The 12,171-nt window shown below is 63.6% G+C and carries 12 protein-coding genes; 9 read left to right on the top strand and 3 right to left on the bottom strand.

Features of this window, described 5'->3' with window-relative positions; translation table 11 throughout:
• The first annotated feature begins 11 nt into the window (after positions 1-11).
• From PP263_RS16415 to PP263_RS16390, 6 genes are all read left to right on the top strand, one after another.
• Positions 12-851, top strand: coding sequence for a thermonuclease family protein (locus PP263_RS16415; RefSeq protein ID WP_308364809.1), 840 nt, complete (start codon positions 12-14; stop codon positions 849-851).
• 119 nt (positions 852-970) lie between these two features.
• Positions 971-2,224: a malic enzyme-like NAD(P)-binding protein gene (locus tag PP263_RS16410; protein ID WP_308364808.1), complete on the top strand. Its 1,254-nt coding sequence runs from the start codon at positions 971-973 to the stop codon at positions 2,222-2,224.
• Positions 2,225-2,476: 252 nt separating this feature from the next.
• On the top strand, positions 2,477-2,911 hold the full coding sequence (locus PP263_RS16405) for a hypothetical protein (RefSeq protein ID WP_308364806.1): 435 nt from the start codon (positions 2,477-2,479) through the stop codon (positions 2,909-2,911).
• Positions 2,912-3,132: 221 nt separating this feature from the next.
• Complete coding sequence (gshA, locus tag PP263_RS16400) at positions 3,133-4,716, top strand: glutamate--cysteine ligase (protein WP_308364805.1); 1,584 nt, start codon at positions 3,133-3,135, stop codon at positions 4,714-4,716.
• A gap of 15 nt (positions 4,717-4,731) precedes the next feature.
• Positions 4,732-5,346, top strand: a complete 615-nt coding sequence (locus PP263_RS16395) for an ACP phosphodiesterase (protein ID WP_308364804.1) — start codon at positions 4,732-4,734, stop codon at positions 5,344-5,346.
• Positions 5,343-5,834 carry a disulfide bond formation protein B gene (locus PP263_RS16390; protein WP_308364803.1) on the top strand — a complete coding sequence of 164 codons (492 nt, stop codon included), beginning with the start codon at positions 5,343-5,345 and terminating at the stop codon, positions 5,832-5,834. The genes PP263_RS16395 and PP263_RS16390 overlap by 4 nt, the downstream gene beginning before the upstream one ends.
• 78 nt (positions 5,835-5,912) lie before the next feature.
• Here the strand turns inward: PP263_RS16390 and PP263_RS16385 are convergent, their stop codons facing one another.
• Complete coding sequence (locus tag PP263_RS16385) at positions 5,913-6,551, bottom strand: FMN-binding negative transcriptional regulator (protein ID WP_308364802.1); 639 nt, start codon at positions 6,549-6,551, stop codon at positions 5,913-5,915.
• A gap of 127 nt (positions 6,552-6,678) precedes the next feature.
• Between PP263_RS16385 and rsd the strand changes: the two genes are divergently transcribed.
• Positions 6,679-7,146 (top strand): sigma D regulator, encoded by a 468-nt coding sequence (gene rsd / locus PP263_RS16380; RefSeq protein WP_308364801.1) that lies wholly within the window; start codon positions 6,679-6,681, stop codon positions 7,144-7,146.
• 140 nt (positions 7,147-7,286) lie between these two features.
• Here the strand turns inward: rsd and PP263_RS16375 are convergent, their stop codons facing one another.
• The gene (locus PP263_RS16375) at positions 7,287-8,117 is read right to left on the bottom strand and encodes an FKBP-type peptidyl-prolyl cis-trans isomerase (protein ID WP_308364799.1); all 831 of its coding nucleotides are present in this window, start codon (positions 8,115-8,117) and stop codon (positions 7,287-7,289) included.
• 454 nt (positions 8,118-8,571) lie between these two features.
• On the opposite strand from PP263_RS16375, the gene PP263_RS16370 reads away from it, so the two are divergent.
• Complete coding sequence (locus tag PP263_RS16370) at positions 8,572-9,585, top strand: histidine kinase (protein WP_308364797.1); 1,014 nt, start codon at positions 8,572-8,574, stop codon at positions 9,583-9,585.
• Positions 9,586-9,591: 6 nt separating this feature from the next.
• On the opposite strand, the gene PP263_RS16365 is transcribed toward PP263_RS16370, so the two are convergent.
• A complete protein-coding gene (locus tag PP263_RS16365; RefSeq protein ID WP_308364794.1) occupies positions 9,592-10,077 on the bottom strand; it encodes a TIGR02444 family protein in 486 nt (161 codons plus the stop codon).
• Positions 10,078-10,146: 69 nt separating this feature from the next.
• Here PP263_RS16365 and PP263_RS16360 point away from each other — a divergent pair, with 69 nt between their 5' ends.
• Entirely contained in the window at positions 10,147-12,048 is a 1,902-nt protein-coding gene (locus PP263_RS16360) for an ATP-binding cassette domain-containing protein (RefSeq protein ID WP_308364791.1), read from the top strand.
• Positions 12,049-12,171 lie beyond the last annotated feature (123 nt).

The raw sequence follows: 12,171 nt of genomic DNA, 5'->3' as shown, positions 1-12,171 counted from the left end.
AGCGCGACGCGATGGCCGCAGGCAAAACGCCCGCAGCCAGAAAAGCGCCGGCAGCCAAAAGAAAGGCACCCTGGGTTTCCCTCGGTGCCTTTTTTTGTGCCCTGCTGCTGGCCGCCGCCGCCGCCGCGGCGGATTGCGTGCTCGGGGAGGCGGACGAACTGGTGGCGCTGAAACGGGTACAGGACGGCGACACCCTGCTGCTGGAGGACGGCCGCCGTGTGCGCCTGATCGGCGTCAATACGCCGGAACTGGCCCGCGAAGGCCGCCCGGCGGAACCGCTGGCGCGGGAGGCCAAACATTTCACCGAGCGTTTTCTCGCCGACGGCGGCCTGGAACTGGTGTACGACCGCGAGCGGCGGGACTCCTACGGACGCCTCCTCGCCCACGTGTACAACCACCGCGGCGACAACCTGGAATCGGCGCTGCTGGCCGCCGGCCTGGCCTTCCACGTGGCCATGGCCCCCAACCTCTCCCTGGCGGAGTGTCTGTCCGAACGCGAGGCATGGGCGCGCAGCGACCGGCGCGGCCTGTGGGCGCCCGGCGTGTGGCCGGTGAAACGGGCCGCGGATGTCCGCCCCGGCGACGGTGGCTTCGTAGTGCTGCGGGGCCGGGTGCGCAAGGCCGACCACAACCGCTATTTATGGCTGGAACTGGACGGCCCGGTGGCCCTGCGCCTGGACCCACAGGGGGATTTTGGCCAGCTGGGCCGGCGCGATTGGCAAGGGGCACAAATCGAAGTGAAAGGCTGGCTGCTTGATCGGGGATCGAAATACACATCCCAGTTTCCGCAAAATAAACGCTGGTTTATTGCGGTTGACTCCCCGTACACCCTGAAAATTAGTAAGAATTAACGGCTCCCCCTCACGCGCGCTCTTGTGGCGGGCGACCCCTGTCGGTTATTCTCTGCGCCCCCCGCAGTAGCCGGACCGGGCTAAAATTCCGGCCCCAGAATTCACGAGATTGTTTCCAGATGACGGATTCATTGCGCCAGGCCGCGCTCGACTACCACGCGCTGCCGACCCCGGGCAAGCTATCGGTAGAACTGACCACCCCCGCCCAGACCCAGGAAGACCTGTCCCTGGCCTACAGCCCGGGCGTCGCCGAGCCGGTGCGCGAGATCGCCAAGGACCCCGAGGCGGCCTACCTCTACACCGGCAAGGGCAACCTGGTGGCGGTGATCTCCAACGGCAGCGCCATTCTCGGCCTGGGCAACCTGGGCCCGCTGGCCTCCAAGCCGGTGATGGAGGGCAAGTCGCTGCTGTTCAAGCGCTTCGCCGGCATCAACTCGGTGGACATCGAAGTGGATAGCCCCAGTCCGGAGCGCTTCATCCAGACGGTGTCCGATATCGCCAACACCTTCGGCGGCATCAACCTGGAGGACATCAAGGCCCCGGAGTGCTTCCATATTGAGGAGGCGCTGATCGAGCGCTGCTCAGTGCCGGTATTCCACGACGACCAGCACGGCACCGCCATCGTCACCGTGGCCGGCATGCTCAACGCGCTGGAAATCCAGGGCAAGAAAATCGAAGACGTGCGCATGGTGTGCCTGGGGGCCGGCGCCGCCGCCACCGCCTGCTGCAAACTCATGCTGGCCGCCGGCGCAAAGAAAGAGCAGATCACCATGCTCGACAGCCGCGGCGTGATTCACTCCGGGCGCACCGATATCAACGCCTACAAGGGCGAGTGGGCCCGCGACACGGAAATGCGCACCCTGGACGACGCCATCGAGGGCGCCGATGTCTTCCTGGGCGTGTCCGGCCCGGACCTGCTGTCCGCCGAGCAGCTGTCCAGGATGGCCCCGCGCCCGGTGGTCTTCGCCTGCTCCAACCCCACTCCGGAAATTTCCCCGGAGCTGGCACACAGCGTGCGCGACGACCTGATCATGGCCACCGGCCGCTCGGACTACCCGAACCAGGTGAACAACGTGCTCTGCTTCCCGTTCATCTTCCGCGGCGCCCTGGACGTGCGCGCGGTGCGCATCAACGAGGAGATGAAGCTGGCCGCCATCGAGGCCATCCGCAAGATCGCCCACCTGCCGGTGCCGGACGCGGTGCGCGAGGGCTACGGCGGCGTCGAGCTGAGCCTGGGCCCGGACTATATCCTGCCCAAGCCCACCGACCCCCGGCTGCTGCCGGAGGTGGCCTCAGCAGTGGCCCGCGCGGCGGTGGACAGCGGCGCGGCGCGCTTGCCCTACCCGGAGCACTATCCGCTCACGCCTCTGTGACGCGAGACTGAGTAGGGTGCGCCGTGCGCACCGCCCGGCAACGGTGCGCACGGCGCACCCTACAGACTGCTCCCTTACGCTGTAGGAGCGGGCCATGCCCGCGATCGGCCGTCGCTACGTAGCTGATGCCGATCGCGGGCATGGCCCGCTCCTACCCAGGGGGATTTTCGCTTCGTCTGTCCTCAGTCTTCTGTCCTCCGCCTTCTGAATGTACACTGCCTTTCTGTCACAGCATTAAAGTTGTTCCGCCGCATGAGTCACGTCTACGTGCTGACCAACCAGCATCAGCAGTTCCTTAGCAAAAGCAACGAATGGATCGACGGCCGCGAGGCCAGCCGGCTGTTCCGCAGCGAACACAAGGACATCGCCATCAACCAGATGTTCGAAGCCAACACCCGCGATGTCAGCCTGCGCATCGAACTGCTGCAGTGCGAGCTGAACAGCAAGGGCCAGCCGCAGGTGCCCGCGGAGGCCCTGGGGGACCCGAGGGAAATCCCGACGGAGACGCCGCCGGAAGTGCCGCCGGAAGAGGCCCCCGAAGTGGAGCCTGAGGAGGCGCCGGAGATCACTCCCGAGGAACCGCCGGAAGTCCCCCCCGAGGAACCGCCGGAAATCTCCCCTGAGGAACCGCCCGAGGTAGAGCCGGGCGAGGACGAGTCGCGGTCCGCGGCGCTTGAAGCGGGCTGAAGTCGCCCCCATATCGCTCCAAATTCGCGGCAGCTCTCTCAGCCCGGCACGGGTTGAAGCGGCACAGGGATGTGCCGCCGCTGGGCGCAGGCCAGCGCGAGCCCTTTAAATACCAGCAACTCCGCGCAGGTGCGCGGGGCGGCCATCGCAGTATTTTAGGGGCGACAATCCAATAGATAAGGACGATCTATTGGATTGCCGGGTTAACCAAGGAGATCCGAGTGCCCCATCGTCACCTGGCCGCACTGGCCCAGCCGCAATCGCTGCAACTGCTGAAGGGCATTCGCCGCGGTATCGAAAAAGAGAGCCTGCGGGTCACCCCGGACGGCGACCTGGCGCAGACGCCCCACCCGGCATCGCTGGGCTCGGCGCTGACCCACGACTGCATCACCACCGATTTTTCCGAAGCGCTGCTGGAATTCATCACTCCGCCGGTGGCCACGCCGGAAGAGGCGCTGCAGATCCTCGACCGGATTCACCGCTACACCTACAGCCAGATCGGCGACGAACGCCTGTGGGTCAATTCCATGCCCGCGCGCATCGGCGCCGACCCGGACATTCCGGTGGCGCGCTACGGCGACTCCCACAGCGGCACCATGAAAACCATCTACCGCCTGGGACTGGGGCTGCGCTATGGCCGCACCATGCAGACCATCGCCGGCATCCACTACAACTTCTCGCTGCCGGACGATTTCTGGAGCTGGCTGCATGAGCGCGAGGGCAGCGACGAGCCCCTGGGCGATTTCAAGACCCGCCGCTACTTCGACCTGATCCGCAACTTCCGCCGCAACTACTGGCTGCTGATCTACCTGTTCGGCGCCGCGCCGGCAGTGTGCGGCAGCTTTGTGGAGGGCCGCGAGCACGGCCTGGAGCCCTTCGACAGCGAGGGGCGCAGCCTCTACGCGCCCTACGCCACCTCGCTGCGCATGGGCGACCTGGGCTACAACAGCGAGGCGCAGCAATCGCTGATCGTCTGTTACAACGACCTGTGCAGCTACCTCTCCACCCTGTGCGCGGCAATCAGCAGACCCTACGCCCCTTACCACGAACTCGGGGTCAAGGACGCGGGCGGGCACTACCAGCAACTCTCCACCGGCCTGCTGCAGATCGAGAACGAATTCTATTCCCCCATCCGGCCCAAAAACCCGGCGAAGATGGGCGAGACGGCGCTGTCCGCCCTGGCCAACCGCGGAGTGGAATACATTGAGGTGCGCTGCCTCGACCTGAATCCCTTCTCACCCCTGGGTATAGACGCGCAGCAGATGCGCTTTCTCGACTGCTTCCTGTTGCACTGTCTGCTGGGGGACAGCCCCAAGACCGACAATGCCGACTACCGCGCGGTGCAGGAAAACCAGAACCGCATCGTCTACCGCGGCCGCGATCCGGAACTCAAACTGATCCATAACGGCGGCGAGCAGAAGCTCAGCGTCTGGGCCGAACGCCTATTGAACGAAATGGCGCCCCTGGCGGATCTGTTCGACAGCGCCTGGGGCGACGACGACTACCGCCGCAGCCTGGAAACCCAGCGCGCCAAGGTAGCCGGCGAAACCGCCACACCGGCCGCGCACATGCTGGCGGAAATGGAAACCCACGGGCAGAGCTTTTTCCAGTGGGCCGCCGACAAGGCGGAGCAGCACCGCCAATACTTCATCGAGCGCCCGCTGGACGAAGCCTCGCAGAACCATTTCACACAGCTGGCGGGAGAGTCGCTGCAAAAACAACGGCAGGTGGAAGCGGGGGACAGGGGAACTTTCGAGGACTTTCTCGGCCAGTACTATGCACAATACATTTTCTGCCAGCGCTGAATCCGCGACACCGCGATGAACTACCTCGCCCACCTGCTGCTCTCCGGCCCCGAGCCGGACTGGCGCCTGGGCGGGCTGCTGGGGGATTTCGTCAAGGGCCCGTTAAAGGGTGAACTGCCGGCGGACATAGAAGCGGGCATCCGCCTGCACAGGCGCATCGACGCACTCACCGACAGCCACCCCGCCTACCGGAAATCCCAGGCGCAATTGGACCCGAGCTGGCGGCGTTACACCGGCATCATTCTGGATATCTGGTTCGACCACCTGCTCAGCCGGCAGTGGAACGAGTGGCACCACCAGCCGCTGGAGGATTTCTGCCGGGACTGCTGGCGGCACTTTCACAGCCGCGACAGGTATATTCCCCCGCGCGCGCAGGCATTTATGGAGCGTGCCGAACGCTTTAAACTTCTGCAGAGTTACGGCGACGAACAGGTGGTCGCCCAGAGCCTCGCTCGGGTAAGCCAGCGGCTCAGCCGCCCGGTGCCACTGCAGGATGCTCTGCCGGAGCTGCTGGCCCGGCGCCCCGCGCTGGAGCGGAATTTCACCGAACTGTTCGGCTATTTGAATCGGGAGGCCGCCGGGTTCCGGCAGTCCTACTCAAAACATCATTCGGAACACAATAAATCATGAAGCTGCCCAACCCGCGCACCACCTTCCTGCTGGCTTTTCTCGCCGTGGTATTCCTGCTCGGTGCCGCCTTTTACCTGGAATATATCCGCGGGCTCGAGCCCTGTCCGCTGTGCATCACCCAGCGGGTGATGCTGCTGGGCGCGGGGCTGGTATCGCTGGCCGCCTTTCTGCACAACCCGGCCACCATCGGCCGGCGAATCTACGGCCTGCTGGTCTCTCTCTGGGCCCTGGGCGGACTCTATTTTTCCGGCCGCCAGCTGTGGTTGCAGAGCCTGCCGGAAGACCAGGTGCCCGCCTGCGGGCCGGGGATCAGCTATATGCTCGAATCCTTTCCGGTATCCGATGTGCTCAAGACCCTGCTCACCGGCGACGGCAACTGCGCCGAAGTGCAGTGGACGCTGCTGGGCATCTCAATACCTGGCTGGGCCGCGCTGGGCTTTATCGGGCTGATCGCCTTCGGCGCCTGGCAGGCCTTCCGCAAATCCTGAAGACCAAGGACAAAGATCGCCGTCCACCGGCTCGCCGGTACGGCGACACGCCCAACCCCTGACAGTCGCCAACGCGGATCAATCGCCGACCGCAGATTCGACCAGCGCCGCCATATCCCCGTCGCCATCGCCGGCCCGCTCCCTCAGTCCACCCGCTACGCCCTCACGGGTTGCGCGGCGCTGGTTCTGGCTGACTTTCCACTTTCCCTCCAGCGTATCGATGCTGAGCTCTATTCCCACGATGGCGGCTGAGAGTTTTTCAATGAAGTCCTCCGGCGCGTCCGCCACCGACCAGGGTGATGGAGCCCCAGCCTCCTTTTGCCCGGTCAGTCCTTCCAGTTGCTCCCTCAACCAGTGGGGCTCCTCCACGATTCGCAGGCTGCCGCGGGCATGGACCGCCACATAATTCCAGGTGGGCACTACCTTGCCGTGCTCGACTTTCTCCGGATACCAGGAGGGGGAGATATAGCTGTCGGGGCCGCAGAATATCGCCAGCGCCTGCAGCGGCTCCTCCGCTTCCCGCGCCAGCGGGTTGGCCCGCGCGATGTGCCCGCGCAGTACACCCCGGGAACCCGGCTCGGCGACCAACTGCAGGGGGATATGGTTGGCGTTGGGACCATCCGGCGAACTGGTTACCAGGGTTGCCAGCGGGCGATCGCGCATCAACTGGTGCAGAGCTGCCATATCCTCCTGGCGAAAGCTGCTGGGTATGTACATTTATTCCTTCCTTTCAGTTTTTCAGTTGGTATCTATCTGGCGCAGAATGTACTCAGTTCCTTGCCGGCGGCGGGGGAATCTCCTATCTTGCAGAAAGCCGTTAGGAGTCACAAAGGGAAACCCGGAGATGCTGGAGAATTGCAAATCGGCGCGAGAGCGCTGGGGAGGCGTAAGCGAGATCATCGATCGCTGGTTGCTCTCGCGCCAGGAGCTGCTGGTGCGCTTCTGTACGCTCTCGCAAAAAAAGGAAATCGCCGAGGGCGATGCCGAAACCGAGGAGAATGTGCGTCAGCTCTGCCAGCAACTGGTGGACTATGTCTCAGCCGGCCACTTCGAGGTGTACGAACAACTGATCCACGAGGGAAAGGCGTTCGGCGACAAGCAGGGCCTGGAGACAGCGCGCCAGCTTTACCGGGAAATCGACGGCACCACCGATATCGCCGTGGACTTCAACGACAAGTACCAGGAGACCGACGACCTGACCGCGCTGCAGCGCGACCTGTCCCAACTGGGTGAGGCGCTGGAAACCCGCTTCAGTTCCGAGGATCAGATGATCGCGCTGTTGCACACGGCGCACAAGAACCAGTTGGCCTGAACCGTAATACTGCTCACTTACTAATAAGGCGGAAGGGAAGGTCCTGCCGGGGCGAATTCAAGATTCGCCTCTATATTTTCAATCGGCACAAAAAAGGGGCTCCGGAGAGCCCCTTTTTTTTGTGTCACTGACGAACAGCCTTACTCTTCCTGGGCACCTGCTTCCCCGGCGCCCTCTCCCTGAGTGCCTTCCTCCGGCTGCTGCTCTCCCTCGGGGGACTCCTCACCGCCGTCGGCCTTCACATTGGCCTTGTGCAGCTCAACCTCAAAAATCAGCGTGGCGTTGGGGCCGATCAGACCGCCGGCACCACCGGGCCCGTAGGCCAGGTCGGAAGGAATATACAGCTCCCACTTGGCGCCTTCCTTCATCATCTGCAGGGCCTCGGTCCAGCCCTTGATCACACCGTTCACCGGAAACTGTACCGGCTCGCCACGGGCGTAGGAACTGTCGAACTCAGTGCCGTCGATCAGGGTACCTTTGTAGTCCACTTCCACAGTGCTGTCGGCGCTCGGGGAGTCGCCAGTGCCCTCTCTGATCACCTTGTACTGCAGGCCGGAGTCGGTGGTGACCACCCCCTCCTTCTTGGCGTTCTCCTCGAGGAACGCCTTGCCTTCCGCCAGGTTCTGCTCCGCCTTCGCTTTGAACTCTTTCTCCTGATCGGCCAGCATTTGCTTCTGCTTGGCCTGCATCTCCTCCTGGAAGACCGCGATGACCTGCTGCTTGTCCTCATCGGATATGCGCGACTCGCGATCGTTGGCCACATCGTCCAGGGCCATCAGCACCACCTGCGGGTCCAGCTCCACGTCCTGGGACTTCAGGCGCTTGGCCATATCTTCAGCGATGATGTAGCTGACCTTTTGCTCCTGGGTCTCCAGGGCAACCTCCTCGCTCGCCTGCTCGGATTTCTGTTTGTCACAGCCGACCAGCGCGATGCCCAGGGCAATTGCTGCAGCCAGTGGATATTTGTTCATGGGAATTGTCTCTTTATCCGTGATGTATTTGTTTAATCGTTTGGCCAGTTGGCCAACGCAAAGAAGCGACACAAGATCATCGCAGAAGCGCTCGGCCGGTAGCGGCCGGTCCCCGCCAAGTCTAACCCATGGCGGCTGGAGGTGCACACCGGCACGCTGGTCCATACTGTGGATCTACTTCACACTAATCGACAGAGACAGCGGATTTGTGCATACCCGACTGTCCCGCAGGGAATGAAGTGCAGGGATGCACTTCACCAACAACAGCGCTATTATCGGCTCTCCACCGGTTGTTCCGGCACGCTTTGGGTGAATTGGCACTGCCGGTGCAGCGGACCGGCCAGCGAGGCTGGCAAGGGTGTGGGTCTGTGATAGCGGCTCGACCGTATAAAACGCCGGGTGTGTGCACCGCCCGGGTGTACCGAATAGATCGAAAACCTCAGGATATCAACTCATGGCTGCCAAACAAAAAACTCTGGACAAGGTCGCGGAGCTGGAAGCTCAAATCGCCAAGCTCACCACTCAACTGGACAAGGCCCGGGCCAAGCAGGTCGCCGACGCCGGCAAAGCGGTACAAAAAGCCGACAAGGCAATGACCGCCGCCCAGAGCAAATTGTCCAAGGCCAAGACCAAGCTCGCCAGCGCCCGCGCCGCGGCAAAGAAAAACAAGACCGCCGCCGTGCAAAAGCGGCTGGACGCCGCCAAGGCCACCGTCGCCAAACTGACTGAGGCCCTGCAACAGGCCAAGGACGATGTCGCCAAAGCCAAGCAGACCGAGGCATCGGCCAAGCTGGAGAAAAAGCTCGCGGACAGCCTCGACAAGGTAGCGGCCAAAGCCGAAAAAGCCGCCGCCGGCAAAACCAGGAAAGCCAAGAAGAAGAAAGCGACTGCGAAAAAATCCGCGACAAAGACCGCAGCAAAGAAAACCACTGCGAAAAAGGCCTCGGCCAAAAAAGCGGCGCCCAAGAAAAGCGCGGCAAAGAAAACTGCCGCAAAGAAAGCCGAAACGAAGAAAACGGAGACGAAGAAAACGGCGGTGAAAAAGGCCACCCGCAAAAAAGCTCCGGCCAAGAAGCCCTCCACTGCCAAGGCGCCGGCCGAGAAGGCCGCCGGTAAGTCAGCGGCTTCCAAGCCGGCGGCCCAAAAAGCCCCCCCCGGAAAACCTGCCGAGCCGAAGAGCCAGAAGCCTGAGGTTAAGAAGGCCCCTTCCGGAGAGGCGGCGAAACCCGCCGAGCCCAAACCCGGGAAAGCCGCTGCCGAGCCCAAGCCGACTCCCCCCGCGGAGAAAAAGCCGGAGAGCATTCCATCCAGCAGTGCACCGTTCCAGGGCAAAACACCGGAGCCCCGCCCCGTCGGCAGCTCCGAGCCGGCCGGAGAGCAAAAACCCTCTCCCGAACCCAAGCCGACCATCACTCCGGCGACACCGCCCAACAGCCTGTTCGCCAGCGAGAAGTCCGGCAACGAGTAATTCCCGCTAACGGGAACCGGATTTAAAGGCTTCGATCAGGCCCGCCCAGCGGGCCTGATCTTTTTGCAGCAGCCCGTATTGCTGTCCCGCCAGTTCCAGGGCCGGTCGGTCCTCCGGCCAGCTCTCCTCCTGCAATTTCCACAACGCCGCCAGCTGGCGCTGTTCCAGTTTTTGCTCATAGCCTTTGCAGTAGTCGTAGAGCCACTGGGCGCGCGGCCGCATGTTTCCGAGCCAGCGGCGCAGGTGACGCACGCTGGAAATCATCCGCCGCCGCGGCGCCAGGCCGCTGTCCGCCACGCGCCAACTCTCCTCGCTGAGCCGCCGGCCCCCGGCTTCCGCGTAGCTGGCCCAGAGCAACAGGCACACGTCTGCCCCCCTCTCGTCCTGGCACTCCAGCAGGAATTCCTCGACCTGGGGCTGGCGATAAAAGTCCAGGCAGAACTGCCACAGGGGGTTTTCCAGAGGCGACGATGGAGGTGCGGATTTTGTCACGGTAGAATCCCGACCAATTTATTACGTCGATAGCCTAGCACTCCAGGCTCCAGACAACAGAGGTTTTAGTTGATCAATCTGCAAGGCGTTTCCCTGCAAATAGGCGGCCGCGAACTGCTGCAAAATGCGGACTGCCGTATCTTTCCCGGCCACAAGGTTGGCGTCATCGGGGCCAACGGCTGTGGCAAGTCCAGCCTGTTCAAACTGCTGCTGCACCAACTGGACAGCGACAGCGGCCGGGTGGATGTGCCCGCCGGCTGGCGCATCGCGCATATGGCCCAGGAAGTGGCCGCCGGCCAGCAGAGCGCCCTGGACTATGTGCTCGACGGCGACGACGAACTGCGCCGGCTGCAACGGAAGCTGCAACAGGCTGAGAACGGCGATATCGGCGGCCGCGAACTCGGCGAACTGCACGAGCGAATGGCGGCGATCGACGGCTACAGCGGCCCGGCCCGCGCGGCGCAGCTTCTCGACGGCCTCGGTTTCGCGCACGCCGACCAGCAGCGCCCGGTCAGCAGCTTCTCCGGGGGCTGGCGCATCCGCCTGAACCTGGCCCGGGCGCTCATGTGCCCGGCGGATCTGATGCTGCTCGATGAACCCACCAACCACCTGGACCTGGACGCCACCCTGTGGCTGGAACAGTGGCTGCAGCGTTTTCCCGGCACTCTGCTGGTCATCTCCCACGACCGGGATTTTCTCGACGCGGTGGTGGACGGCATCGTCAGCTTCGAACAGCGTCAGCTACGCCTGTACAGCGGCAACTACAGCGCGTTCGAGCGCGCGCGCGCAGAGCGCCTGGCACAGCAGCAGGCACAGTACGAGAAGCAGCAGGTGGAGCGGGCGCATATGGAGGATTTCGTGCGCCGCTTCCGCGCCAAGGCGAGCAAGGCGAAACAGGCACAGAGCCGCCTCAAGGCGCTGGACCGCATGGTGCAGATAGCGCCGGCGCACGCCGACTCACCTTTTCACTTCACTCTCCCCGCCGCCGACAAAACTTCCGACCCGCTGATCGACCTGCGCGAGGCGGATATCGGCTACCGGGGCAGGGTCGTATTGCATCGGGTGCAGCTGGGCATCCAGCCCGGGCGCCGCATCGGCCTGCTGGGGCCCAATGGCGCGGGTAAATCCTCGCTGATCAAAACCCTGGCGGGGGAGCTGCCGTTGATCGGCGGCGAGCGCCTGTGCGGTGAACACCTGGCGATCGGCTACTTCGCCCAGCACCAGTTGGAGGCGCTGGACGGCGCCGCCTCACCCGTGTTGCACCTGCAGCGACTGTCCCCGGAGGCCAGCGAGCAGTCCCTGAGGGATTTTCTCGGCGGCTACGGTTTTGCCGGCGACCGCGCCTTCGAAACGGTGGCGGATTTCTCCGGCGGCGAAAAGGCGCGGCTGGCACTGGCGATCCTCGCCTGGCAGAAACCCAACCTGCTATTGCTGGACGAGCCAACCAACCACCTGGACCTGGAGATGCGCCACGCGCTCACCCTGGCGCTGGCGGAATTTCCCGGCGCGGTGGTGCTGGTGTCCCACGACCGCCATCTTCTGGCCAACACCACCGACGAGTTCCTGCTGGTGGCGGACGGCCGCGCGGAACCCTACGCCGGTGACCTGGAGGATTACAAGCAGTGGCTGCTGGCCTTCAGACGAGGCGAAAAGGCGGAAGAGAAATCCACCGGCAGCGAAAAACCGGCGGACGACAAAAAGACCCAGCGCCGTGCCGCCGCCGCACTGCGGGAGCAGCTGAAACCGCTCACCGACAAATTGAAGCGCGTCGAACGCCAGATGTCGCAGGCGGAGAAGAAGCTGGCCGAACTGGAAAACCAACTGGCGGACGAGAGCCTGTACAGCGGCGGCCAGCAGGAAGAGATAGCCCGCCTGAACCGCGAGCAGTCACAACAGCGCGAGGCGCTGGACGAGTTGGAAATGCAGTGGCTGGAAATTTCCGAGCAGTTGGAGGCGGCCCGCGGTGCCTGACGCAGGGCGAACCTTGTTCACCTTTACAGCCGTAGGGTGCGCCGTGCGCACCGGCCCAGGGCTGGCACGGGTTTCGGACTTTTTTGGTGCGCACGGACAGAAAATTGCTCCTGCATTTTCTGC

The sequence above is a fragment of the Microbulbifer sp. TB1203 genome (assembly GCF_030997045.1).
Classification (GTDB): Bacteria; Pseudomonadota; Gammaproteobacteria; order Pseudomonadales; family Cellvibrionaceae; genus Microbulbifer.
Note: the sequence above shows the minus strand (reverse complement) of the source record. Positions and strands in the feature narration are given on the sequence as shown.